At 46.6% G+C, this 23,936-nt stretch carries 26 protein-coding genes and 1 CRISPR repeat array; of the genes, 4 read left to right on the forward strand and 22 right to left on the reverse strand.

Annotated features, from left to right (window positions below; translation table 11 throughout):
- Positions 1-15 precede the first annotated feature (15 nt).
- Together ABID13_RS17695 and ABID13_RS17700 are read left to right on the forward strand one after the other, a co-directional pair.
- Complete coding sequence (locus ABID13_RS17695) at positions 16-1,182, forward strand: DUF819 family protein (protein WP_007869081.1); 1,167 nt, start codon at positions 16-18, stop codon at positions 1,180-1,182.
- A gap of 11 nt (positions 1,183-1,193) precedes the next feature.
- Positions 1,194-3,326 (forward strand): CocE/NonD family hydrolase, encoded by a 2,133-nt coding sequence (locus ABID13_RS17700; RefSeq protein WP_048930982.1) that lies wholly within the window; start codon positions 1,194-1,196, stop codon positions 3,324-3,326.
- A 216-nt stretch (positions 3,327-3,542) separates the two neighbouring features.
- Positions 3,543-4,856: a CRISPR direct-repeat array (repeat unit 33 nt; unit sequence ATTTCAATCCACACAGTCCTCGCAGACTGTGAC).
- Between the two features lie 279 nt (positions 4,857-5,135).
- Here ABID13_RS17700 and ABID13_RS17705 read toward each other — a convergent pair.
- The 16 genes from ABID13_RS17705 to ABID13_RS17780 all read right to left on the reverse strand — a co-directional run bounded on the left by ABID13_RS17705 (position 5,136) and on the right by ABID13_RS17780 (position 16,655).
- Positions 5,136-5,450, reverse strand: a complete 315-nt coding sequence (locus tag ABID13_RS17705) for a hypothetical protein (RefSeq protein ID WP_007869085.1) — start codon at positions 5,448-5,450, stop codon at positions 5,136-5,138.
- Positions 5,451-5,555: 105 nt separating this feature from the next.
- Positions 5,556-6,176 (reverse strand): NUDIX hydrolase N-terminal domain-containing protein, encoded by a 621-nt coding sequence (locus tag ABID13_RS17710; RefSeq protein WP_045091447.1) that lies wholly within the window; start codon positions 6,174-6,176, stop codon positions 5,556-5,558.
- A 490-nt stretch (positions 6,177-6,666) separates the two neighbouring features.
- Entirely contained in the window at positions 6,667-7,659 is a 993-nt protein-coding gene (locus ABID13_RS17715) for a PspC-like choline-binding domain-containing protein (protein WP_007869089.1), read from the reverse strand.
- Between the two features lie 247 nt (positions 7,660-7,906).
- Positions 7,907-8,212 carry a phosphatidylglycerol lysyltransferase domain-containing protein gene (locus tag ABID13_RS17720; protein ID WP_007869090.1) on the reverse strand — a complete coding sequence of 102 codons (306 nt, stop codon included), beginning with the start codon at positions 8,210-8,212 and terminating at the stop codon, positions 7,907-7,909.
- Complete coding sequence (locus ABID13_RS17725) at positions 8,212-8,499, reverse strand: hypothetical protein (protein ID WP_007869092.1); 288 nt, start codon at positions 8,497-8,499, stop codon at positions 8,212-8,214. Before ABID13_RS17725 ends, ABID13_RS17720 begins: the two co-directional genes overlap by 1 nt.
- A 201-nt stretch (positions 8,500-8,700) precedes the next feature.
- Positions 8,701-9,039 (reverse strand): hypothetical protein, encoded by a 339-nt coding sequence (locus ABID13_RS17730; protein WP_007869094.1) that lies wholly within the window; start codon positions 9,037-9,039, stop codon positions 8,701-8,703.
- Positions 9,040-9,094: 55 nt separating this feature from the next.
- Positions 9,095-9,724: a hypothetical protein gene (locus ABID13_RS17735; RefSeq protein WP_048930984.1), complete on the reverse strand. Its 630-nt coding sequence runs from the start codon at positions 9,722-9,724 to the stop codon at positions 9,095-9,097.
- Positions 9,725-9,751: 27 nt separating this feature from the next.
- The gene (locus ABID13_RS17740) at positions 9,752-10,384 is read right to left on the reverse strand and encodes an RNA polymerase sigma factor (protein WP_242849303.1); all 633 of its coding nucleotides are present in this window, start codon (positions 10,382-10,384) and stop codon (positions 9,752-9,754) included.
- Between the two features lie 20 nt (positions 10,385-10,404).
- Positions 10,405-10,749, reverse strand: coding sequence for a hypothetical protein (locus ABID13_RS17745; RefSeq protein WP_048930985.1), 345 nt, complete (start codon positions 10,747-10,749; stop codon positions 10,405-10,407).
- A gap of 157 nt (positions 10,750-10,906) precedes the next feature.
- Entirely contained in the window at positions 10,907-11,863 is a 957-nt protein-coding gene (locus ABID13_RS17750; RefSeq protein WP_045091444.1) for an NAD-dependent epimerase/dehydratase family protein, read from the reverse strand.
- 39 nt (positions 11,864-11,902) lie between these two features.
- Complete coding sequence (locus ABID13_RS17755) at positions 11,903-12,229, reverse strand: hypothetical protein (protein ID WP_048930986.1); 327 nt, start codon at positions 12,227-12,229, stop codon at positions 11,903-11,905.
- Positions 12,230-12,668: 439 nt separating this feature from the next.
- Positions 12,669-13,265: an HDIG domain-containing metalloprotein gene (locus ABID13_RS17760; protein WP_007869101.1), complete on the reverse strand. Its 597-nt coding sequence runs from the start codon at positions 13,263-13,265 to the stop codon at positions 12,669-12,671.
- A gap of 39 nt (positions 13,266-13,304) precedes the next feature.
- On the reverse strand, positions 13,305-14,570 hold the full coding sequence (locus ABID13_RS17765) for a TRAP transporter large permease (protein ID WP_045091442.1): 1,266 nt from the start codon (positions 14,568-14,570) through the stop codon (positions 13,305-13,307).
- 6 nt (positions 14,571-14,576) lie between these two features.
- The gene (locus ABID13_RS17770) at positions 14,577-15,068 is read right to left on the reverse strand and encodes a TRAP transporter small permease (protein WP_007869107.1); all 492 of its coding nucleotides are present in this window, start codon (positions 15,066-15,068) and stop codon (positions 14,577-14,579) included.
- A gap of 59 nt (positions 15,069-15,127) precedes the next feature.
- Positions 15,128-16,207 carry a sialic acid TRAP transporter substrate-binding protein SiaP gene (locus ABID13_RS17775; protein ID WP_045091441.1) on the reverse strand — a complete coding sequence of 360 codons (1,080 nt, stop codon included), beginning with the start codon at positions 16,205-16,207 and terminating at the stop codon, positions 15,128-15,130.
- A 97-nt stretch (positions 16,208-16,304) separates the two neighbouring features.
- Complete coding sequence (locus tag ABID13_RS17780; protein WP_045091440.1) at positions 16,305-16,655, reverse strand: cupin domain-containing protein; 351 nt, start codon at positions 16,653-16,655, stop codon at positions 16,305-16,307.
- Between the two features lie 289 nt (positions 16,656-16,944).
- On the opposite strand from ABID13_RS17780, the gene ABID13_RS17785 reads away from it, so the two are divergent.
- The gene (locus ABID13_RS17785) at positions 16,945-17,637 is read left to right on the forward strand and encodes a GntR family transcriptional regulator (RefSeq protein ID WP_045091439.1); all 693 of its coding nucleotides are present in this window, start codon (positions 16,945-16,947) and stop codon (positions 17,635-17,637) included.
- Between the two features lie 9 nt (positions 17,638-17,646).
- Entirely contained in the window at positions 17,647-18,873 is a 1,227-nt protein-coding gene (locus ABID13_RS17790; RefSeq protein WP_053095376.1) for a hypothetical protein, read from the forward strand.
- On the opposite strand, the gene ABID13_RS17795 is transcribed toward ABID13_RS17790, so the two are convergent.
- The 6 genes from ABID13_RS17795 to ABID13_RS17820 are packed head-to-tail and all read right to left on the reverse strand — an operon-like array spanning position 18,866 to position 23,927.
- A complete protein-coding gene (locus ABID13_RS17795) occupies positions 18,866-19,687 on the reverse strand; it encodes an SDR family NAD(P)-dependent oxidoreductase (RefSeq protein WP_007869128.1) in 822 nt (273 codons plus the stop codon). The two genes, ABID13_RS17790 and ABID13_RS17795, sit on opposite strands and share 8 nt — an antisense overlap.
- A 30-nt stretch (positions 19,688-19,717) precedes the next feature.
- Entirely contained in the window at positions 19,718-20,650 is a 933-nt protein-coding gene (locus ABID13_RS17800) for a transketolase family protein (RefSeq protein ID WP_007866905.1), read from the reverse strand.
- A complete protein-coding gene (locus ABID13_RS17805) occupies positions 20,643-21,479 on the reverse strand; it encodes a transketolase (protein ID WP_007866906.1) in 837 nt (278 codons plus the stop codon). Before ABID13_RS17805 ends, ABID13_RS17800 begins: the two co-directional genes overlap by 8 nt.
- Positions 21,464-22,426 (reverse strand): transketolase family protein, encoded by a 963-nt coding sequence (locus ABID13_RS17810; RefSeq protein WP_048930987.1) that lies wholly within the window; start codon positions 22,424-22,426, stop codon positions 21,464-21,466. Before ABID13_RS17810 ends, ABID13_RS17805 begins: the two co-directional genes overlap by 16 nt.
- Positions 22,426-23,256: a transketolase gene (locus ABID13_RS17815; RefSeq protein ID WP_195415366.1), complete on the reverse strand. Its 831-nt coding sequence runs from the start codon at positions 23,254-23,256 to the stop codon at positions 22,426-22,428. Before ABID13_RS17815 ends, ABID13_RS17810 begins: the two co-directional genes overlap by 1 nt.
- Before the next feature lie 5 nt (positions 23,257-23,261).
- Entirely contained in the window at positions 23,262-23,927 is a 666-nt protein-coding gene (locus tag ABID13_RS17820; RefSeq protein ID WP_007866911.1) for an aspartate/glutamate racemase family protein, read from the reverse strand.
- Positions 23,928-23,936: the final 9 nt, after the last annotated feature.

The raw sequence follows: 23,936 nt of genomic DNA on the forward strand, positions 1-23,936 counted from the left end.
GAAAGAGGTGCATATATGCAATTCCCGATTTTTCAGACCACGGACGAACTGCTGACCGTTATTTTGGTTATGGTGGCATTTTCCCTGTGGGTACAGAGATTCAAAGCTTTTAAGTATGTAGGGCCCGCCCTCACGGTTATTGTGATCGGACTAGTCCTGGTAAACCTCCACATAGTGCCTGGGTACCAGGACGTATACGGTGTGGTGATCACCTACTGTGTTCCTATGTCTATTTCCATTTACCTGCTGAATATCAACCTGAAGGAGCTGGCAAAGCTTTCCGGCAAGGCCCTGGTCGGCCTGGTTTCAGCCGTGTTCAGCGTCTGCCTGGTGGCAACTTTGTTTGGAGTAGTCTTCAGCGGACAAATGTTTGAGGGCTGGAAAATAGCCGGTATGTTTGTGGGAACCTACACGGGAGGAAGTTCCAACCTCACTGCGATCGCAGTGGGCCTGGATGCAGCCAATGAGACCATTGCCGCCGCCAATGCCGCAGACTACGTGGTAGGCATGCCCACCCTGTTTTTAATGTTTGCGGCACCTGCTCTGTTCCAGAACGTACATTTTTTAAAAAGGATCTGGCCCTTCCGTCTGTCAGATGAAGATCGCATCGGCGATGGGGAGGAACCGGTTCTGATGGCTGAACAGAAATGGAGCATCCAGGACATTGCCTGGCTTTTGGCCATTGCAGTTACCATTGTGACCATTGCCACAAAGCTGTCCGCCTTCCTTCCCTCTGATTTTGCCAGCGCGGGAAGGATCCTCCTTATTTCCACACTCTCCATTGCCGCAGCCCAGATTCCGTCTGTGGGCAGGCTGAGAGGAAACTTAAACCTTGGTCTGTTCTTTGGAATGATGTACCTGTCCATCATTGGATTCAGCGTGGACCTGGCATCTTTCTTTGGCTCCACCATGACAATCACCCTGTTCTGCTTCTGCGTGATCATCGGAAGCATCAGTCTTCACCTGTTCCTTTCCAGAATGTTTAAGGTCCCGTATGAATATGTGATCCTGGGTATCACGGGAGCGATCGCAGACGGAACCACCGCATCCCTGGTGGCTTCCAGCGCCAAATGGAACCGCCTGGTCAGCGTAGGACTGCTCATGGGAGTGATTGGCGGCGTGTGCGGAAATTATGTGGGTATCATGGTGGCTTACCTGATCAAATTCATCATTGGCGCATAAGGAGGGATTGAATGGAACAATGGAATTTTTACCTGTCCGGTATTTTATATGGAATCTTCGAGCGGAGGGATGACCGGATCTTCCACCGTCCTCTGGACGTATACACCGGAATGCCGGGCGAATGGAAGGAACTTGCTGAGGATGACACCTGGTATCTGGAACTGGGAAAAATGAATGTCCGAAAAGCTCTGATGGAACTGGAGGCATACGAGGCAGGGATAAGGAATACTGAGACAAGAAACACCGCGGCAGAAAACACTGGGGCAAGAAATGCTGGGACATGGAATGAATTTAAGCGATTTGAAACTCCCGGCGGGGAGATATTTGAAAAAAGAGATGATAAGTCTTTTGTTCAGAGAAATATTAAATTCCCAAAAAATCTCATAACGGACAATGGTCAGGTAGCTGCTTTTGTCACCCCTTACCGCGACCAGTGCGCCGTACTTGTGAGAAACGGCCTGGAGGATAGGACCATTCTAAGCCAGTGGGCCGAAGTTAACCGGAATCCCCTCTGCACAGTGGAACATCCAGTAACGGAAATGGTGCCCATGCGTGACCAGGTCCGCCTGGCAACCGATATCTATCTTCCGTCAGGAGCCAAGAAGGTTCCCACCGTGCTGGTCCGCACCCCATATGGAAAAACCATGGGCATTTCCTGTTATTTTCGTTTTGTCCAAAGGGGCTATGCCGTGGTGATCCAGGATGTACGGGGCAGGGAGGACAGCGAAGGCGAATGGCTGCCCATGTACTACGAAGTGGAGGACGGGGACGATACCCTTTCCTGGATTGCCCGGCAGCCCTGGAGTGACGGCAATGTGGGTATGACCGGGGGCTCCTATCTGGGATATGTGCAGTGGGCCGCGGCGGCCAGTGAAAACCCGCATTTGAAGGCAATACTCAGCAGTGTCTGTGCTGGCAGCCCCTTTGTGGATGTTCCCAGACGAGGCGGATGTTTTAATTCCGGCATGCTTGCCTGGGCTTTCCTGGTATCGGGACAGCATTCTGATCCCTCACTGATGGCGCGGGACGACTGGGAGGAAGTGCTGGATATCCGTCCCCTGGAAGAACTGGCTCCCAAAGCCCTGGGATATGATATCCCATTTCTGAGAAAATGGTTTTCCCATATGGATTATGACAAACTGTGGCAGCAGGGAAACTGGAAAGACAGAACCAACGCCCACCGCGTGCCTGCCCTGATCATGTCCGGCTGGTTTGACGATAACGGGATGGGCACCACGGAAGCCTTGGAACTTTACCACGATTATCAGGAGAAAAAGGTGATCCTTGGCCCCTGGATGCACGCCGGCAATGCGGATTACGATATCCATGGTTTCGCCCTTGGGACAAATGCCCTTCGCTATGATATGGACCTGATCTGTTTGGCATGGCTGGAACATTATCTCAAAGGAGTGGATAATGGCATAGACCGCACGCCGAAGGTGGAGTATTACACTATGGGAAGCAACCAATGGAAGACCGCAGACAACTGGCCGATTCCCGGCACCAGTGCACTGACCTTTTATCTGGACGGAGACCAGGAAGACGCAGCAGCGGTGAACAGAGGAATCCTGTCCGTAAGCGCTCCTGCGTCCCCTTCCTGGGATTCCTATGAATATGATCCGGAACATCCGGCCCTCCACCTTGTGGATATGTCGGAAAATGAACTGGAAGTGCCTGCGGATTACTCCCTTGAGGAAAAACGCCCTGATATCTTATGTTATTCCACCCAGGCATTATCCTCAGACCTGACCATTACCGGGGATGTGACAGCAGAGCTTTATCTCTCTTCCGACTGTGAGGATACGGATCTGGTCGTGCGCATCACGGATGTGGATAGGGAGGGACGTTCCATGAAACTGGCAGACGGTGTCCTCAGCGTACGGTACCGTAACCAGTTTGAACACCCGGACTTTATGGAACCGGGACAGATCTACCCTGTTAAAATCCGTACTACCAAACTGTCCCACACCTTTTGCAAAGGTCATTGCCTGAGAGTCACAATAACCTCCAGTGCAAAAAATTTTATCTTTCCAAACCGGAACACCAGAGATGGCTTTAACAGTGTGACGATCAAAACAGCCCACAACAGGATCCACCGGGGCGGAGCCCACGCTTCGCGGGTGATGTTTAGACAGGAAGTGTGATGGAGCGTTCTGAGGGGATTTCGATTTTTGTGACTTTCAAATTGATAAGATGATTCTATAATAAATGTCGAGGTATATGAAATTAATTCATACACCCCGACATTTTTCCTTTGGTATGATCGTAATTGAAAAATTACCAAGTTCAAATCTGCTACATGCACACAGTCTTCGCAGACTGTGACAGGCATGGGTGGACTTATAACCGCCATGCGCAGAATTTCAATCCACACAGTCCTCGCAGACTGTGACTAATTACTTGTTTCTCTCCGCTCATATATGCGGAATTTCAATCCACACAGTCCTCGCAGACTGTGACATCCGAGGGATAACATACCTGAAAATAGAACCATACATTTCAATCCACACAGTCCTCGCAGACTGTGACTCTAAATCTTAATTCTATAAAATAGGACAGCTCAATTTCAATCCACACAGTCCTCGCAGACTGTGACAATGGACGAAGAGAACGAGGCCGAGAAAAAGGTTATTTCAATCCACACAGTCCTCGCAGACTGTGACCAAGACCAGTTCTCAGATTATCCATAACATCCCTATTTCAATCCACACAGTCCTCGCAGACTGTGACAGCAGAAAGGCGCCGTTTGGAGCGTCAGAACAATTTCAATCCACACAGTCCTCGCAGACTGTGACCCAAGGCAGTAGATACATCCACACCGATCAACTTTATTTCAATCCACACAGTCCTCGCAGACTGTGACCTGCCGCACAGTGTTCTGGAACCTGCCGGCTGCAGTATTTCAATCCACACAGTCCTCGCAGACTGTGACACAGCTACACTTGACACCAGATGCACTTTAACGCACATTTCAATCCACACAGTCCTCGCAGACTGTGACGCCACCAATGTCTCCCAAGGCAAAAATGCCCTGGGAATTTCAATCCACACAGTCCTCGCAGACTGTGACGGGCGTGATCTAAAGTCTTGATATAATTTCTGGATTTCAATCCACACAGTCCTCGCAGACTGTGACCATACTGCTGGTGGTTCGCCTTATATGGCGTCTTATTTCAATCCACACAGTCCTCGCAGACTGTGACGGTACTCGCTGACGGTCGTATCAATTGTGACCTTATTTCAATCCACACAGTCCTCGCAGACTGTGACCACTCCATGCCGACCCGGAACAGCCGGATACGCCGATTTCAATCCACACAGTCCTCGCAGACTGTGACCTTTTGAAAAATGGACTTAGAACATAAGGCAATCATTTCAATCCACACAGTCCTCGCAGACTGTGACTAAATGCTAACTTATATGATATAATCGGCACTGCGATTTCAATCCACACAGTCCTCGCAGACTGTGACTCTTTCAACTCTTTCATAGCGTTATGCCAGATAGATTTCAATCCACACAGTCCTCGCAGACTGTGACCGGTCTTAGTATTCCAGGTCGCCCCGTTGTCAGTTATTTCAATCCACACAGTCCTCGCAGACTGTGACCCTACACTCATAGGACCCCGGTTCGTCCATAAAATTTCAATCCACACAGTCCTCGCAGACTGTGACTGCAATTATGCATGATATTTACTATTAAATACAACTTACCCTCATACACAATGCACAAATCTCTTTTCATATTATACTACATCTTCTCTCGAAATCAAATATTATGTGCTTTATTTTGGTGCGAATCTCCTAGACATTTTATGTTTGCTTGGGATTCGCACCATAATACTTGTATTCCCTTTTTCTGATAATATTTAATCCAAACTTTCAGTTTTGTACCCCAAAGCAATATTTATTCCAATCCCATAATATGTAAACATACACTTAACAATTGAACCGCTAAGGAGAGCAAAGAGATTTTTTTAAATTTCTGATATCAAGATCACTTAAATGATAATTCTCCAGCTTATCGTTTTCCACAATTTTGATTTCTTCACTATCTTTATGTTTTAATGTTCTTCTCGTTTCCGTAATGATAGATAAGGTCCAAATTAAAGTTTCAGAAAACAAGTCTTTCAAGGAATTGATATAAGCATTAACCTTCCCTACAGAATATGGACACTTGAGAAAAAGTAACATAAATAACACCGCGCCGAATGATTGTTTCTGTACAAGCAAAGGGCAAGAATGTAAAAAATTTGCAGCAACAAGCATAGGAAAAAATATCCTTTCAAAAAAAACGATCATTTGTGTCTACGACAGTAAAGGTGATTTTTACTAGTTGGGAACATCCCCAACCTTAGGCAAATTAAAATTTGTTTAATCAAATATTGTTTCCCAGCTTTCACTTTTGTATGCTTTAAAACACATTTTCACCTGCTCAATTGTGTTTTTTTCTTCTGCAAGCTTTGGTATTTCATCTTCATTAAAATATTTAAATTCTGTTGTTTCAATATTTTCTTGAAACTGACCGCCAAGAACAGAGCAAAGAACAAATACTTTACATACACCATAGGCATATACTGGCAAATTGTGTTTAGTTCTATCTTGAACTGCAATTATTTTATCAGCAGAAACATCTAAGCCCGCCTCTTCTTTAACTTCTTTAATAGTGTTCTCTTTTACGGATACATTTACATCAACCCAACCACCAGGTAAAGACCATTTTCCATTGTTTTCTTTTACAAGAAGAATCTTACCATTTTCAAATATAGCTGCCCTTGTATCTAGTTTAGGTGTCTGATAGCCAATTTCATTACAAAATAAATCTTTTACTTTTTCAATGGATATATCTGTTTTATGTGATAATATTTCAGCTGATATATCTCTAATTCTCTCATATCTCTCTTTATCATAAATATCTTTACCATATGTCAATCCAGCTTGAGCAAGACTTTGTAATTCTATTGCCCACTCTAACCATTTTTCAATATTGTTCATATAATATCCCTCTAATATAAATTTATATTTATAGGCCCTTTTAACATATACATCATAGCTTTCGCATATGAATTTTACTAATATAATCCTGCTCTATGCGTTATAGCAATGTCAGAAACCCTCAACACGCGCTTTCGCCATTGCATGATATTTCCTTATATCTGCCCCATGGTTTTATATCATCATAAGAAATTCAGGCGCTATTTGGGCATCAAAGCATTAAAAATCATTTCTTTTTTAAGTGTTTTAGACTGATAAAAGGCCAAAAATGTTTTGATATAACATGCTTGTCTCTTTGAAAAGGATCCGCCATTTGTGCTGTCCACAACCAAACTTTATCATGCTCAAAAGTCACACTTTCTTTGGGTACCCCTGTCTTATATATGATTAACCCTGACAGGTGGCCATTTATTATAATGGAAAATATATTAAAAGAAACGGTATAAAGATCTGAGCTTACACCGTTTCTTATTGAACAAATTTAGATAAATTACTGCACCCAGCCCCCGTCACTTCCTACATAATACCCATCCGGTGTCGTGGTATTATGATACATTGCGCCGTCATCCCCGCAGTAATACCACACTCCGTTCCAGGGGATCCAGCCGGTTACCATATAGCCTGCAGCATTGAAAAAATACCACTGGCCGTCAATAAGCTGCCAATTGTTTACAGTATAGCTCTTATCCGCATTGCAGTACCACCAGCCCACATTATCCCTGAGCCAGGCACCGCTGTAGTTATTGCCTTCGCTGTCATATGAGCCATATCCGCTGTGCCCTGCGTTGATCTCATCCGCATCCTCAGAAGAGACATACCAGGTATCTGATTCCTCCCAGGAGCCCTTGTCTGAAGAGCTATAGACGCCCCTCACCTTAAACATATAATCGCCGCTTCGGGTGATATACTTGGAAAAGTCGTAACTGGTATCCGAGGTGGTGATGACAGAGGTAACAGAATTGTCATTACGGTACAGGCGCACCTCGTATTTTCTGGCATCACCGTCATCCTCCCAGTTGGCTATGCCGGATGACTCGTCCCATTCCAGTTCATAGACATCCAGGTCCCGGTCACTGCTTCCCTCCAGAGAATCCAGTGTGATATAGACAAACAATGTGCTGCTTTTTCTTGTCACGGAAGTAACCCTGCCATCCGCACCGCTCAGGTCCACATCGCTTTTGGAAAATCCGGAAGGGAAATAGTAATCATCCTCCGCATCTACCGTAACCTTCAGTTTGGGCTTGTCATTGTCATCCCATTCATCCTTTGGTTCGTTGGTCACTTCCACATCACTGACACTGTACCTGCCGGAATCAGAATATACATCCACATTGCTGGAACTGTCCCCGGCTTCGATCTCTGATTCCACCTCCAGAGATACGCTGTTGATCTCTGTTCTTGAGGCAGCCATAGCAGTGCTGCACATCAGAGTTAACAGTCCTCCGGCTATCCATATCATTGTCAGCTGCTTCACTCTCTTCATATTCCCCACTCCCTTTTTTGCTTTATAATGGGCTTCCTTTTTATCCCATTATATACGAAAACAGGATAAAAAGGAAGGGATGGAGGCCCAGATTCCCTCTGTTAATTTTCTCTGTTATCTCCCTTTACGATTTCCCTATATTATTCTCCTGCGTTATTTTCCTGTGTTTTTTCACTGTTTTTCCTCCATTGGCTGCCTTTGGCGGTTTCCTACCGCTTGTGGAACCGGGCCTTTACAAAAAGTGGATCTAATCCCAGATTTCCTGTGGATTCTGTATCCTTACCACGGCATAGAACATCTCTGGTGTAGGAATCATTGGAAGGTATACATAGTAGGAGGGAAGCCACTGTGTGGGACTGTACTTTTCCTTTGCCCGGGATAGATCCCGGAAACCATAACACTCATTCAGATGTTCATACACAAAACACAGCAGCCGTTCCACCAGATTGGCGCTGTTCTCCTCCAGACCAGCCAAAGGCGCTACGCCCAGGCTGCCAAACTCCACGCCCTCTTTCTTAAACACCTGAAACGCTTTATGGATGATCGTTTCCATCACACCTCCCGGCGCATCCTGCCCGTGCCTTGTGACATCGGCCATATACCCTTTTTTCCCAAGAAGGGAACAAACACGATAAAGGCGGTCGATGCATAGAAATAACGCTTATCCATAGGTTGTTCCAGCCCTACTGAGCCCAGTGTGAATTTTAGCAGTCCACTCTTCTTCTGAAGCCATTCCTGGGTAATCCTGTCAAATCCCTTTTCTATCTCTGTATCCCTCTGCTCCATCACCTTATATTCCCGTACCGTAACCCCGGCCTTGGCGGCATGGTTTATGTTCATAATGCTGAATATCCGGCCCTCTGCTTGTGCGGGGCTGGATCCAGGGTTTGACCGCATACAAAAAGGCGTCAAGAATACCCCCACCCTCCCCAGCTGAACCAGAAAATAACCAACTCAAATCCAGGACCCCCCTTGGCTCGGGATATCCCTTCCCCATTCCGAAAATCCTCCCTAAAATAGACAAATGCAACGGCCGGGGCTCTATCCCCGGCCATGATAACTAAGTGGGCCGGATGGTGAAACCCAGAAAAACAACGGACAAAATTCATGCATAAGATAAGGACCGCAATACACCATTCCACCCTTTTTGCGCTTCATCTGCTGAAGGGACGCGGCCAGGAGCACAATGGAAAATGCCCTCTGGACCATCTTTCCCATTTCCAGTGAAACCTGCACCTTCTCGGATACGGGCAGGGACGGAAGGAAGCTGAGGATCAGCAGCGCCAGGGAGGCCAGCGCAATGATACTAATAATAGTATTTTCAAATCTGATACGGCGGTTCCGGCTCATGGTTACCTCTTTTCTTCCTATGCCTTCCATCAGGTACTCCTTTATACTCTGACAGCCTGGTACCGGGAATTTTACTTTTAGAATATCACCTGACGGATATCATTTCAAGGATTTTATCCTCCGGCACCTCCAGAGACAGTTTAAGGGAATAGGAATATGTTCCGTCTGTCCATAGTGCAAAGCTGTATCCTCCCTCATTCCCTTTCAGGGTGGCCCTGCCTATATCAAGTACTGCCTCTGTTTCATTTTCAAAAAGATTATAATCCCCTGATCGGTCCTCTGTACCAGCCCACATCCGGTATAAAGCGCTTTGGCCTTCACCACTGTAATCGATCTGGGCAACTTCTTTCCAGAATGCGGTATAAGTCTTATCAGTCACATCAAAGGGAAGGGAGGACAACTCAATGACCTCAAATCCCACTGCCTCGGAAAGACTCTGGAGGGAGGCGCATTCCTGGATATCCGGCACCACCTGGACTGCAGGATCCTTAGGTTCCATGGGAGCCTGTCTGAGAAGTCCTCCCGGATAAAGAGCCGTACCTGCCAATATCACAACAAGGCAGACCGCTGCTGCCAGTGTTTTTACATAAGAGGGCAATCCCTTCCTGGGAGGAGCCGGTACCAGGTTCATGTCCCGGATATTCCCCAGGATACGCCGGCTCATCTCATCCGTCACACTGGCTCTATCCATAATCTGTTCATACCGTTTCCTCAAAATCATACACCTCCTTTAAGATTTCCCTCAGTTTTCCCCGCCCCGGCTCAGGCTGGAACGCACGGTCGCCTCCTTCATTTTAAGGATTGTTCCAATCTGAGCCGTGGAGTATCCCTCGTAATAAAACAGATGGATCACTTCCCTGTACCGGACAGGCAGTTCCCTTACTGCCTCCCACACAAAAGACAGATCCTCCCGCTGTTCCGCAGCCAGCGTATCCCTCAGTTCATCCGTATATCGTATCTTATTATATTCAATCCGGTTCTTACTAAGGTTTGCCGCCACACGCAGCGGCCACGCCTTTTCATGATCCTCATTTTCAAATTCCGGGGCATTTTTCAGAAATCGGACCAGTGTATCCTGAAGGATCTCCTCCGCATCACTCATATTATGAAGATATGAGTAGGTAAGGCGTATAATACTGTTCCCGTAAATCCTCATGATCCGCTCCGCCCGTTCATTGAACCGTTCATTGAATCGTTCATTGATCCGTTCATTTAGCTTTCCATTAAATCTTTTATCCTGTATCCCACGGACCCGTTCCCTGCTTCCGGCTACCCTGGTAAAGCGCTCTCTTCCCACTGCTGCCATCCGTAAGATCCTGATTCCTATTTCCCGGATCCGCTGTGCAAACACATGTTCCAAACATACACATATCATGTCTGTCCCCTGCCTCCTGACTATCTGACGTTCTTAACCAGCTGCTTCATTTCCCCGCTGCCCACAGCCTTGCGTACCCTGATTTCTCTGTCATGCGCTGCATCCCGAAAGATCAGTTCGATCATTCTCTCCTCTGACACACGTATCACTGGTTTTCCCCAGTCTTCCGGCATTTTCATGACCTGGATCTCAAAACCGGCTCTACGGCCGGCCTCATTAAGGCTCCCGCATTCCGTAAAGGGATTTACCATCCCCGCCATACTGCCTGCCAAGGCAGGCTCACCGGCAGCATCCAAGCCGCTGCCCACAGCCGGATCACATAACATCATGGCACAAAGTGTTAATACAGCTATTTCTTTCATCATAATTATTTCCTTCTTTCCTGATTCAATTAGACTGCCTTTTGGCGGTTCTGTTATAAATACAGTTAAGGAGATAAAAATGTTGCAAAAAATTATTAAATTCAAAAAAGGCTGCCGCCTGCAGTTGAAATTCAACTGTCTGCGATAGCCTCTTCCTATATCAGTTCAACTTAATAACACCTCTGTCCACATAGCTTTGGACCGCTGCCTTTATGGTTTCTACATTTGTGTACCTGGGTTCATACCCCAACAGGTTCCTGGCATTTTCTATACTGTAAAAGCCGCTTCTGGCAATGTGGAAATAAGTGTCGCTGGTTTCCGTTTCATCACCTATATACTCACACCAGTCTTTCCATGGGAGAAAACCGATCTTAGGCTCCTTTCCAAAAAATCCATACATGAGTTTTGCATAGCCGTACAGTGTGATGGACTGGCTGCCCACTGCATGGAAGGTTTCCCCTAACGCCTGATTCCGATGGGTGATCGCTTTAAAGAACATCTGCGCCACATCCTCGCCATGTACATGATGTAAGGTCTCCATTCCGAAATTAGGAAGGAAGATCTCCTCCCCTTTAGCTATTTTTTCAAACACAACCGGTGTTTTATTGGCCCAGGGATTCATGATGGTCCAGCCCGGACCGGAGATCTGTCCCGGCATAATGATCGTTGCAGGAAAACCGGCTGTGTGATACTGCTCCCTCAGGTAAATCTCACTTTGGAATTTATTAAAACCGTAATCATCCAATGGTGCTTTCTGCAGATCAGCAGGATCAGCAGGCAGTATTTCGGCCCTGCCATGGGCCCATACGGAAGAACAGAACAGGTAGTGGGAAAGCTTTGTACCCTTTAGAGCTTCTGCCGTTGCCTTTGTATCTTCTATATGGAAATTGATCAGATCGACCACAATGTCCGGCTCCATGCCTGCAATCTTATGAGCAAATCCTTTGTCATTTTCCCTGTCCATGATCACAGGAGTCACATAATCCCATGCCTCATCCTCCACATACGGCCTGCTTATTCCACGGGTAATATTGATAACCTCATAGCCGGCACGGACAAGCATTGGAATAAGATATGTACCAATGTGGCCGCATCCGCCTGTCACAACAACATTCATTGAATTCCTCCTTTTCCGATAGAACACATTATAGTCTTTCTAACAATTATACACCCCGTCATCCGTGGCCAGCAAGTCAAATCCCCCCATCAGTTCTCTCTTCACCCGATCATCCAGGCGTCCAGTGATCAGGATATTTCCTTCCGGCCCATTAAATGAAATACCGTTCCAGAGAGGTCCCTCCCATATCCGGATGCCATATATCTCTCCTGCTGTTCCCCCTACCAGGCTCCGGGCTTTTTGATCCAGAAGTTGTCTCTGCTGTTCCGGTATAAGGAATTCCGCCTTGGAAAATATCTGTTCCCATCCGTCACTGTACTTTGCATGTTCTGTAAACAATACATAGTGCCCGGTGCAGCCATTCATTCCTCTACATCATTAAATGCCAGCCGGAGTGCATGTATGAAACGATCATAAGAATAATCCTCCAGTCCATTGCAGAGAATGCAGTCCTCCATGGTATCCGTGGATATTCCAAACAGGGCTACATCCACATCACCTGCAGGGTAGAGGATGGTTTTAGCGTTTCAGGTTTTCAATAATAATTTCCCCTTGATCCCCAAATGGCGGAGTCAGTGAATATGCTATATATGACATTTACTATCAATTATTGTATACATTTCATTATAACAGCCGGAATTAAGCTATATCAGTTTCCATTAAATATAGAGGGGGGATTATATCTATTACACAATGGAAAAAGGGATACCTGGGAAAAATATTTTAACCTTTTCTTTTTGCCGTAGCTCAATGCAAAAAGCCGCAATCTCATAATAGAAGATTGCGGCTCTTTAACACTTTTTTTCTACAGCTTCGGAATATTCAAATCAAACATGCTTGCCAGCGAAAACCAGGAACCGTCATCCGCATAGTGAACAAGGGTGGCATACGCACTTCTTGTCACAAAACGACCTTCAGGGGAATGGTTCGCACACACATGCACCACTTCTTCCGGCAATTCACATGTGATTGCGATGTAAGTTCCATAAGCCGGGTGCCGCACATTGGGGGCTCCTGTTGTCTTATGGTTTTCTCCCCAGCGCTTTCTGTTCTCAGGACTATACTCATAAGGCTTGCCTACATCGTGCAGGAGTGCGCTGGCTATTAATATGTCTTTGTCCAGTCCTAAATCCATTTCATAAGCCCTGGATAGATTTTCATACAGACTTAGCGTATTGTATCCAACCGCGCGGATGTGCATACTCTGGTCTCCCAGCGCACTGGCCTCGGGCATACCGGAGCCTGGCATTTCTTCAATTTGTTTAAAGCCGTTGATCTGTAACGCATACGTCCATGCATCCGCAGTCTTGTTTCGCAGTTCCTCATTCTGAATATCCATAATCTGAGGAAGTGTTTTAAAAACACCCTCCCGTATTTCCTGATCAAGTTCAATCGGTATCATATCACAACTTCCTTTCCTTTTATAAATATTTTATTCTATTTACATAATTAAATTAGGTAACCATGTGGTAAGCGGAGGACAATAGGTCACTATCAGCAGCGCAATAAAATTAACTGCCAGCAGCGGAAGCATTGCCTTTGTAATCCTTTCAAATGAAAGACTGCTCACATTTGACAGAGCAAACAACACCATACCTACGGGCGGAGTCAGCATACCTATTGTAATATTCAGGATGCAGACAATTCCAAAATGCAGCGGATCAATACCAAAGGATGCGATCACCGGCATCAGAATCGGCACCAGGATTACAAGAGCGGCCAGGCTCTCCATAACCATTCCCACCAAAAGTAAAAAGATATTGATAACCAGAAGGGCGATGAATTTATTTGTAACCACGCTCAGGAACACCGCTGCCAGCTTGCCCGGGATTTGCTGTGCAGTAATAATGTATCCAAATGCATTGGCACAGCTCACGATAAAGAGTACACTCATGGCGCTGGTAAGGGTATCGTCCATGATTCCAGGCATATCCTTCCACTTCAGATCCCGTGTCAGAAAGCCTTGGACAAGCGCGTATAACACAGCTACCACCGAAGCCTCTGTAGGAGTACAGATACCTGTTATGATCCCTCCCAAAATAATAACTGGCGTCAACAATGCAGGGAAAGATGTGACGAAAGATCTGCTCAAATCCCGGAATCCACCAAAGGGTGTACGGGGATATTCCCGCTTCTTAGCCACTATATACACATATATCATTTGCACCACCGCCAGACAACATCCTGGCAAAATACCTGCAATAAACATTTTTCCTACAGATACACCACTGGCCACACAGTAGACCACCCCCGATATGGTAGGAGGAATAATCGGCCCAATGCAGGAAGATGCTCCAGTAATAGCTACTGCAAACTCCTCATCATAGCCATTATCCTTCATAGCTTTAATTTCGATGGCTCCCAGACCTCCGGCATCAGCCACCGCCGAACCGGACATTCCTGCAAAAACCACAGACGCCAGTACATTGGCATGCCCCAGACCTCCAGGAATCCATCCTATCGTCTTCTTACAGAAGTTAAAAATCCGATCCGTCACCCCGCCCCGGTTCATAATATTACCTGCCAATATAAAGAAACTCAAGGCCAGCAATGTGAAGCCGCTGGAGCCCTGTACAGCTCGGGAAACGATCATGTTCAGGCTCTCCCCATACACCATGGAATAGATAATAGAGCTGCACAGCATGCAGTAGGCAACGGGCATGCGTATGACCATAAATCCAAAAAAACATAAAAATAATAGTGCCATCCCCCATTATCCCCTTTCTCTCAATTCCTTGTTGATACAGCGGAACACCTCAATCAGACGCAGCAGGATGTAACAGGCCGCCAGTATAAACCCCACTGTAATAAAACAGTAAATCCAGCTTTGTTTCATCCACGGAATTGTATTCATCTGAATATTCTTTTTAAGAGTAAATTTCCAACTATATTTAATCATGTAACAAGTACAAAACAGCATGATGCCGTTAGATGCCAGATCAAACAGCCATTGTACGGGACGCGGGACCTTGTCGTAGACCAGGGATAATTCCGTATGCTGCTTCTTATGAAAACAATAGCCAATCCCTGCAAAAGCCAGCGTGCCCTGCATCATAGTAATTACCTCATCTGTCCAGATGATTGGATTATTGAACGCAAAGCGCATGATCACATGCAGGGACAGCACTAACAGCATGAATGTCATCACAGCTATAAAAAACGTCCTCTGAACATGATAAACTATGCTTTCTAACTTCTTTACCATACCGCACTCCTTTTTTGTGAAATTGAAAGCCGGACAGGGCCGGCTTTCTCCTGCAGAGCTTACATTGCCTGAATCGCCTCATACATACCATCAACCCACTGATCTTTAAACTGGTCGTACATAGGCGCAATCTTTTCACGGAAGGATTCAATATCAGGCTCTACGATTTCACTATATTTTCCAATCTCTTCAATATAGCCCTGTTCCTGCTCGATCGCCTTGGTATTATGCTCCTTGGCAACTTCCTTGGCGCAGTCGTACATAATATCAATCTGCTCCTGAGTCAGCTTCTGCATAGCCGTATCGCTCATGAAAATACTCAGCATCTGAAACTGGTGGTAGGTCAAGTTCAAATAATCCTGAACCTCATAGAACTTCATTGCAGAAATGGAAGCAGGAGGATTCTCCTGTCCGTCCACAGTGTGCTGCTGAAGCGCCAAATAGGTCTCGTTATACGCAATTGGTGTAGGAGAAGCACCCAACTGGGTAAATGCAGCAATTGGAAGAGGTTCATTGGCCGCGCGCATCTTTAATCCGGCCATGTCATCGGCGGTTTTCAGCGCCTTTCCCGAAGTGGTCATCTGGCGGGCCCCATAATACAAATCTGCAAGTATATTTACGTTACATGCCTCTGCCAGACCGTCAACCAAAGTCTGATGGGAATCACTGTCGTAAAATTTCATCATATGATCCAAATCCCTGAACATGTAAAAGGCTTCTACAATCGTAAATGGTGTATAACGTGACGTATACTGGCCCGTGGCAGAAATATATAAATCCACATCTCCCTCTGAGCAGGCCTCTGCAAGTTCTGTATTAGTTCCAAGTGTCTCGCTGGGATATACGTCAATATGGATTGCGCCTCCTGACCGTTCTTCCACCAATGCGGCAAAGTTCTCCGCAGAAGTGTTGATCAGATGCTCGGTAGACTGTGTATGGCCCAGGCGGAGGGTAACTGTTTCTGCGCTGGCCGCTGCCCCTGAATCAATAGTTTGCGCTGCTGCCTCTGTCTGTGCCGCAGCTGAAGCTCCAGTTGTATCATTCTTGTTGTCTGAAGAAGTACCACAGGCTGTCAATGACATGGCTAAAACAAGTGACATTGTAACTCCCATAACTTTTTTTAACTGTAATTTTTTCATAATGTCTCTTCCTTTCCTATTTATCCTTTTATTATATCTTTTATTCATTCCCCAATAGCTGGCCGCCTGTTTTTATGCAGACCTTTCTCCATCCCGGCTATTGGTATAAAATCAAAGCTATCATCTCAAGTGGAACATCGCCCGCATTTTCTATTGCATGTCCTTCTCCGGCTCCGGTAAAAGTAACATTCCCCGCTGTTACGGTCCGGATGACGCCGTTATCATTAAATTTACCGACTCCACTTAAAATATAGTATGTTTCAGATTCATTTTCGTGGATATGATAGCCAATTCCCGCCCCCTGGTTCACAGTAGTATGTGCAAAAATCCTCCCTTTACCATACATATCCTCCTCTCCATTTAACAGGGAACGCACTGTTATCTCCCCTAACCCATGGAAAGGAGCCGGTTTGCTTTCATATGGAATTTCCTCTTTTTTTCTGACCATTGTATCTCCTCCCGTTTTTTATAAGCATAATATATTCTTATTGCATGCTTAAAGTATACAACATGGTTTTTAGTATTTCAATAGCATATTTGCTTAGATTTTAAATATATTTTTATGCATTTCTACCTAAATAGATCCAGGACCATGTAGATACTTTTCACAAATCCCCCCCTCTTTTTATGGTGATTTTCAATCTTGTATAATAGTAAGAATCAGCTTATAATAATCATGTTGTATACTTTTTGTTTCTTATATTAAAACCATATTTTGAGAAAAGAAGGGGTTACTTATGCCGAAAACCGGAAATCGTGATTTGAAAAATCATGCCTATCAGATAATAAAAGAGCGTTTGATCAACTGTATTTATGAGCCCGGTTCTTTCATAAATGAAAGCCAGCTGGCAACGGACCTTGGTTTAAGCCGTACGCCTGTCCGTGAAGCCATCAACCGACTGGAATCGGAAGGGCTTGTAAAGGTCATGCCTAAAAAGGGGATTTTCGTGTCAGATATCCAGCTCAGTGATGTCCTGCAGATTTTTCAGGCAAGGATTGAGATCGAGCCGGTAGCGCTCGGCATGGCAGCCCCTCATTTACCGACAGAGGAACTGTTGCATTTCCGCAATACTTTTACCCAGGATTTTCCTGACATTCAAAATGCCTTCCGTCTGGATACGGCCATGCATCTTTTTATCATTGAGTATTGTGGAAACCGATATATTATTGATATGATGCATAAACTGTTTGATGATAACACAAAAGTGGTCATTGCAAGTAAACAGAACAGGGTACAGATCCATGATGCCCGTTTAGAACATCTGGATATCATCAACACTTTGATTGACAAAAATTATGAAAAAGCCGCCATATTAATGAAAACGCATATCGAAACCTGCCGCCGTGCCGCGCTGGACTATTTTTATTCGATGGAATCCTACAATACCATTTCACCGGAAACATATAAAAATCATCTGAAAATATTGTAAGGAGATTTTATGCTGCCAGATCATACTTTCTATCCGCCAATGGAATTGCTTATCCTTGAAAGTTTCGCGGACCGCTGTGCCAAAACCACCGGACAGACCAAATTTTTTTATACCCTGCTTCAAGATAAAGTTCCTGCTAAAATAATCGTGGAAAAGCTTACGGGGCGGACAAATACCCTGGTGTATGATGATGCCGGCCTTCCATCCCTGATGGTAAGGATTCCTTGTTTTGATCTGGAACAGGTGATCCCCCATGCTGGAAATGCCGTTCATCCCATGTTTCAGACATCCCGAGGCCAAGTACAATATGTCTGGCTCTCTAAATACCAGAATATCACAAAAAGGGGACGTGCTTACAGTCTTCCGGACCAGTGTCCCAGAAATTTTATCAGCTATGATGAAGCATTAGAATGTTGCCAGGCCAAGGGACCAGGCTGGCACCTGATGACGAATTACGAGTGGGCTGGGATTGCCCTGTGGAGCCGCGCCCGTGGAATTGTCCCCCGTGGAAATAATTCCAATGGAAGCGACTGTGGGCACCCGGAAGATACCTGCACCCTTATGTCTCCCCTGCCGAACGGCTCCGGCGGACCGGCCCTGACCGGAAGCGGTCCCATTTCCTGGGCTCACGACCATACGATAAACGGTATCTTCGACTGCAATGGTAATGTGGCTGAATGGGTTGGCGGTCTTAGGATGCTGGATGGAAAGCTTCTGTGGCTGAGACCGGAGTATTCTGCCATCAACGAAGCCCAACGGCGAAACAGCTCCTTTTGGAATTCCATGCTGCCTGATGGCCGGTTCATGCCCGCTGATTTCCCCAATACCCTTCATTTTGACTATACATGTCCGCCGCCTCCTGCCGGAGGAACTCCTGATTTCGCCCTGTCGCTCTCCCGTACATATCCGCAGCATATATACGAACAACTGGTTCCTGGTATGGATTCCACATATGGTCACATGCCCTTTTCCGATTTTTCCTGTTTTACAGAATTGTCTGCTCAGGCCTTACTTTTCCTCCGCGCGGCCTGTGTTTTTCCTATGGAAGATGCCTGCGCTCCCGGTGATCTGTATTTTCGCAATCATGGGGAAACAGCTGCTCTCCGGGGCGGGCATTGGTATCACGAGAAAAGCGCGGGTATGTTTTGGCTGAATCTGGCGCACACTCCGTCCTATACAGCCAGGCGCATTGGCTTTCGCTGCGCCTGGATCCCGGATGAGGATGTTGTTATCTGAAACGTTCTGTCTCCATTACAAACGTATCCCCGGCCGTGCAGCCTCCGTCCACAAATACAGTCTGTCCCGTCATGTGGACGGAGCCAGGTGAGAGCAGCATAATCACAGGCGCCACCAGCCATTCTGTTCTCCCTGCGCACCCCCGCGGTATACTCTCAATCCGCTTTTCATATGATCTTGGATTCTCTTCAATCTGTTTCCTGTTAATATCCGTGACTATCATTCCGGGTGCCACTGAATTGACATTAATACCCTGTTGGGCCCATTCAATTGCCAATGCCCTGGTAAAGCTGTCCACTGCAGCCTTGCTGGAGGCGTAGGCTGTGTAGTATGCCTTCCCTTTCACAGTACTGAGGGAGGAAATGTTAACAATACGGCCTTTCTTTGCTCTTAGCATATAGCCTCCCGCATATTTACAGCAGATTGCCACTGATGTAAAGTTTGTGTCCATAACCTTCTGGAAATCACTGAGCGTCATCTTCTCCAGGCTTTCAATTATATTCATTCCTGCTGCATTTACCAGTCCGTCAATTCTTCCAAAGTGCCGGTCAATCTGTTCCATTGCCGCTTTTACAGCCTCCTCATGGGTCAGATCCGCAATAACACAGAGTACATCCTTTTCTGTGGATAAATTCGGGCAATGAAGCGCCTCCAGAACTTTTTCCCGGCTTTTTGAGTTTCTTACAACAGCCGCCACCCTGCCGCCCAAATCCCGGATCGCCCGGCACAGCTCCAAACCGATACCTCCTGCGGCGCCTGTAACCACGATCACTTGGTCTCTTATGCCATACAACTGATCCAATGTGTAACTCATCTGTCAATTCCTCCTTATTCTATCTGCCATCTATTGAAGGCTTTGGACACTCTCCACAATACCTTTGGAATCCAGGCCAAAAAAGCCCAACAGTTCAGGAAGGCTTCCTGCTGTCCCAAATGTTGTCATTCCTAACCTTTTAAAATGCTTCGGATGTACATTATGTTCCACCAGCGCCTCAGCCACAGCGCTTCCCAAACCACAGACCGTACCATCCTCCACTGTTATGACGCTCCCGGCCCCTTCACAGCAGCCCGCTAGGGTATCTACATCCAGCGGTTTTATCGTATACATATCCAGAACCGTAACCATAATCCCATCTTCTTTCAGCTGGTCAGCTGCCCTAGCAGCTTCAGCCACACAAGGACCACAGGCCACGATCACCGCCTCCCTGCCATAGCAACGGACATGTATTGCCTTTCCAAACTCAAACCTCTGATTTTCTTTATAAACTACAGGTGTTGCCCCCCTCCCGAGGCGCAGATAAACCGGCCCCTGAAGATCTGCTGCCATTTTCACAAATGCCTTTGCAGCAACCGCATCCGCAGGACAAAGCAGCGCCATATTGGGGATAGTCCTGACAATTCCGATATCCTCTGTGCCCTGATGTGTTACCCCGTCCGTATCCCCTGACAGTCCAGACAGACCCGCGGCCACCTTTACATTGAGGTTGGGATATGCGGCAAATGTACGTATCTGCTCCAGCCCGCGCATAGAGAGGAAGGGGCTGTAACCCACGGAAAAGACACAGCAGCCTTCTGCCGCCATGGCGGCGGAAGCTGTCAACATCCCCTGTTCGGCAATTCCAAACTCAAAATACCGGTCCGGGTACTTCTCTACAAATTTATTCAGGGCAAACGAACGATAGGTGTCTGCCGAAGTAGTTACTACATCATCCCGCATTCCTGCCAGCTCTACCAGTCCCGTACCAAAGCCTGTCCGTGTAGAAACCATCTTATTCATATTTCCCTGCCTCCTCTGCCAGCTCCTCAACTGCAATTTTATATTCCTCATCATTGGGTGCTTTCATATGCCATAGATACTGGTCTTCCATATAGGATACGCCCTTTCCCTTTACTGTTTTGGCTATGATCACAGAAGGGGTTCCTTTAGCAGCTTTAGCTGTAGTAACTGCGTCCAGGATCTCCTCCATGTTATGGCCGTCAATGGTTTGAGTATCCCATCCAAAACTTTTGAATTTCATCTCCAGATTCCCCAAATCCTGAATATCGGCAACCCTTCCCCCTGACTGCAGGCCATTGCAATCCACAATCCATATCAGATGATCAAGATGCGCATTTCCGGCATACATAGCGCTTTCCCATGCAATTCCTTCCTGGAGCTCCCCATCGCCGCAGATAACATAGACATAATGACTGCTCCTGTTCTTCTTCCCAATCAGGGCCATCCCCAGTGAGGCCGCCAATCCATTTCCAAGAGAGCCTGTGGTCATATCCACCCCCGGGCACTTGCGCATATCGGGATGTCCCTGCAGACTGCTGTTTAACTTCCTGTATTCCATCAGATCCTTCTCAGGAAAGAATCCCCGTTTAGCCAAAGCCGCATAGTAGATGGGGCATGCGTGCCCTTTGGATAAGACAAACCTGTCCCTGTCCTTTAAGCCCGGATCGGCCGGATCAAGCTTCAAAATGTAAAAGTACATTGCCGTAATCAAATCTGCCATGGATAGACTGGGAGCCGCATGGCCTGTTTTGGCATGATAAACCATTTTAACAGCATCCAGCCGCAATTCATAGCTCTTTTTATATAAATCCCTTATCTCCTCCCGCATTCCATATCCTCCTTTCTGGAAACCACACTGCGGACCTCATTAACAATCGAATCGGTTCCAAGGCCAAATATCTCCACAAGTTCCTCATAGCTCCCGCTCTCTGTGTAGCAGTCACGTATTCCGAGTCTGGATATCTCTGCCTGGATCTTCTCCTCTGCCAGGACTTCCAGTACCGCGGTTCCAAGCCCGCCAATAATTGAATGTTCCTCCACAATAACCACTGCTCCCGTTTCACCCGCTGCACGGATCACAGTCTCTCTGTCCAGCGGTTTTATTGTAAACATATCAAACAGTCTGGCCCTGATTCCCTGAGCCGCAAGAATTTCCACCGCCTTACCGGCCCTGTAAACAGATAGTCCTACGGCAAAGATAGCCGCATCCTTTCCTTCCGAAAGCTGCTTTGCTTTTCCAATTTTAAAGTTTTCTCCTGTATCATAGATGTTTTCATATCCGTTTCTGGGTATGCTGACATAGGCTGGTCCTTTATAATCCTCCACCAGCATTTTCACCATCCAATCCAGCATAATGCCATCGGAGGGCAACATGACCAGCATTCCGGGAATTCCCCGCATCACGTTAATATCCTCGATCGCATGGTGTGTGGCTCCATCATATCCTCCTCCCAGGCCATTGTTAGAACCTACGATACGCACATTCAATCCAGAATATCCAATCAGTGCCTTAGCGGATAATGCACACATGGAAGACGCCAGTGTGGCAAAGGTATTGACAAATGGAATGAATCCGCTGCAAGCAAATCCGGCCCCCATGGCGGCCATATTGCTTTCTGCAATTCCTACATCAAATGCCCTCTCAGGATAGGCCGCTGCCATCATACAGGTCTTGCTGCTGTTTGAGAGGTCGGCGTCCAGAACTACTACCCTGTCATTAAGACCAGCATATTTAACAAGACTTTCACCGTAAATATCCCTTAACGCCATTCCCATCACTTTATACCTCCCAGTTCTTTCATTGCCTGCGCGTATTCTTCATCTGATACAGCCTTTCCATGGTATTTATTTGTACCTTCCATAAAAGATACCCCTTTTCCCTTAATAGTATCTGCGAGAATCACACATGGTTTCCCATTTCTCATGCTTTTTGCCTTCTCAATGGCCGTATAAATCCCGGCTATCTTATGTCCGTCACATGTCAGGACATTCCACCCAAATGATTTCCAGCGCTCCTCCATATGATCCATGGGCATGACCTGGGCCGTGGTCCCATCTAACTGAACTTTATTCCAATCCACAATACCGATCAAATGGTCGCATCTGAACTTCACCGCAGACATGGCCGCTTCCCATATCGTCCCTTCATTTAATTCCCCGTCACCCATCACGGTAAATACATAGGCATCGTTCCCCATAAGCTGGTTGGCGCAAGCCATTCCTACTGATGCCGACAGCCCAATGCCTAAAGGTCCTGTGGACAACTCCACTCCCGGGGTTTTCGCAGAACAGGGATGCCCCTGAAGGCGGCTGCCCGGCTGCCTTAATGTATGCATTTCCTCCTTTGGAAAAAAGCCTTTTTCACAAAGGCAACGGTAAAGCATGGGCGCTCCATGTCCTTTGGAAAGTACAATCCTGTCCCTGCCGCTGTCATACTGGTTTTCTTTTGAAATATTGGCGCACTCCATGTACAGCGTTACAAGGATTTCGCACTCTGACAGCGAGCCTCCCGCGTGTCCTGTCTGCAATTCATGAAGAATTGATATAATGTCAATCCGAAACTGGCGACAAAGTGCTTCCAACTCTTTTTCTCTTTCCTCTGTCAACTTTATCATCTGTTCACCTCACATATCTCCTGCACTTCCTTTACACAAAGACATGGACTTGCATATACCGGCAATCCTGTGTCTTTCTTGAGAGATGCTTCCATTCCCGCCATGGAACCCTGCGCTAGAATCAATACGTCCACCTCTCCCGCCATGACCTCTGCTTCTTTTCTGATAAGATCGTCATGAAGTTCCGGTCGTCCCTGACTGTTAGCCTCATATGCCCCCTGTGCCACTCTGCCGATCACCCGGACATTCCTCCCCATATCTGAGGCCAGGCGGCGAATATAAGATGCCGTAGGCTCCATGGTGGTCGCCAGGGATGCCACCACGCCAATTCTATCCCCATGCTGTAAAGCCTTTTTAATCATGGCCCTGTCTATACGGATAACCGGTACACTCAGTATTTTATCTGCCGCTTCCGCAACCTCTCCCACAGAAGAACAGGCGCTGATGATCACTTTGGGATCCCACCTGGCAGCAGCCTGGAAGTAATGCATCATGCGTTCCCTCACCCTGTCCGTGACTCTGCCGTGTTCCACAACCTCCCTGATCAGACTGTCATCTGCGATATTTACTATCCTGCAATCCGGCAGCGCTGCTGAAAGTTCTTTTTTCATAGTGTTAATCAGGCCTCCCATAGAGGTATAAACCACCACAACCGTATCCATAACCGATTC

Origin of the sequence: Enterocloster citroniae, assembly GCF_040545455.1 — a bacterium.
Taxonomy (GTDB): Bacteria; Bacillota; Clostridia; order Lachnospirales; family Lachnospiraceae; genus Enterocloster; species Enterocloster citroniae.

Excerpts from the sequence above, each read along its gene's own strand:
- ABID13_RS17695 (WP_007869081.1), top strand. The coding sequence starts at position 16 with ATGCAATTCCCGATTTTTCAGACCACGGACGAACTGCTGACCGTTATT.
- ABID13_RS17700 (WP_048930982.1), top strand. The coding sequence starts at position 1,194 with ATGGAACAATGGAATTTTTACCTGTCCGGTATTTTATATGGAATCTTC.
- ABID13_RS17705 (WP_007869085.1), bottom strand. The coding sequence starts at position 5,450 with ATGCTTGTTGCTGCAAATTTTTTACATTCTTGCCCTTTGCTTGTACAG.
- ABID13_RS17710 (WP_045091447.1), bottom strand. The coding sequence starts at position 6,176 with ATGAACAATATTGAAAAATGGTTAGAGTGGGCAATAGAATTACAAAGT.
- ABID13_RS17715 (WP_007869089.1), bottom strand. The coding sequence starts at position 7,659 with ATGAAGAGAGTGAAGCAGCTGACAATGATATGGATAGCCGGAGGACTG.
- ABID13_RS17720 (WP_007869090.1), bottom strand. The coding sequence starts at position 8,212 with ATGGAAACGATCATCCATAAAGCGTTTCAGGTGTTTAAGAAAGAGGGC.
- ABID13_RS17725 (WP_007869092.1), bottom strand. The coding sequence starts at position 8,499 with ATGAACATAAACCATGCCGCCAAGGCCGGGGTTACGGTACGGGAATAT.
- ABID13_RS17730 (WP_007869094.1), bottom strand. The coding sequence starts at position 9,039 with ATGGAAGGCATAGGAAGAAAAGAGGTAACCATGAGCCGGAACCGCCGT.
- ABID13_RS17740 (WP_242849303.1), bottom strand. The coding sequence starts at position 10,384 with ATGATATGTGTATGTTTGGAACATGTGTTTGCACAGCGGATCCGGGAA.
- ABID13_RS17745 (WP_048930985.1), bottom strand. The coding sequence starts at position 10,749 with ATGATGAAAGAAATAGCTGTATTAACACTTTGTGCCATGATGTTATGT.
- ABID13_RS17750 (WP_045091444.1), bottom strand. The coding sequence starts at position 11,863 with ATGAATGTTGTTGTGACAGGCGGATGCGGCCACATTGGTACATATCTT.
- ABID13_RS17755 (WP_048930986.1), bottom strand. The coding sequence starts at position 12,229 with ATGAATGGCTGCACCGGGCACTATGTATTGTTTACAGAACATGCAAAG.
- ABID13_RS17760 (WP_007869101.1), bottom strand. The coding sequence starts at position 13,265 with ATGATACCGATTGAACTTGATCAGGAAATACGGGAGGGTGTTTTTAAA.
- ABID13_RS17765 (WP_045091442.1), bottom strand. The coding sequence starts at position 14,570 with ATGGCACTATTATTTTTATGTTTTTTTGGATTTATGGTCATACGCATG.
- ABID13_RS17770 (WP_007869107.1), bottom strand. The coding sequence starts at position 15,068 with ATGGTAAAGAAGTTAGAAAGCATAGTTTATCATGTTCAGAGGACGTTT.
- ABID13_RS17775 (WP_045091441.1), bottom strand. The coding sequence starts at position 16,207 with ATGAAAAAATTACAGTTAAAAAAAGTTATGGGAGTTACAATGTCACTT.
- ABID13_RS17780 (WP_045091440.1), bottom strand. The coding sequence starts at position 16,655 with ATGGTCAGAAAAAAAGAGGAAATTCCATATGAAAGCAAACCGGCTCCT.
- ABID13_RS17785 (WP_045091439.1), top strand. The coding sequence starts at position 16,945 with ATGCCGAAAACCGGAAATCGTGATTTGAAAAATCATGCCTATCAGATA.
- ABID13_RS17790 (WP_053095376.1), top strand. The coding sequence starts at position 17,647 with ATGCTGCCAGATCATACTTTCTATCCGCCAATGGAATTGCTTATCCTT.
- ABID13_RS17795 (WP_007869128.1), bottom strand. The coding sequence starts at position 19,687 with ATGAGTTACACATTGGATCAGTTGTATGGCATAAGAGACCAAGTGATC.
- ABID13_RS17800 (WP_007866905.1), bottom strand. The coding sequence starts at position 20,650 with ATGAATAAGATGGTTTCTACACGGACAGGCTTTGGTACGGGACTGGTA.
- ABID13_RS17805 (WP_007866906.1), bottom strand. The coding sequence starts at position 21,479 with ATGCGGGAGGAGATAAGGGATTTATATAAAAAGAGCTATGAATTGCGG.
- ABID13_RS17810 (WP_048930987.1), bottom strand. The coding sequence starts at position 22,426 with ATGGGAATGGCGTTAAGGGATATTTACGGTGAAAGTCTTGTTAAATAT.
- ABID13_RS17820 (WP_007866911.1), bottom strand. The coding sequence starts at position 23,927 with ATGGATACGGTTGTGGTGGTTTATACCTCTATGGGAGGCCTGATTAAC.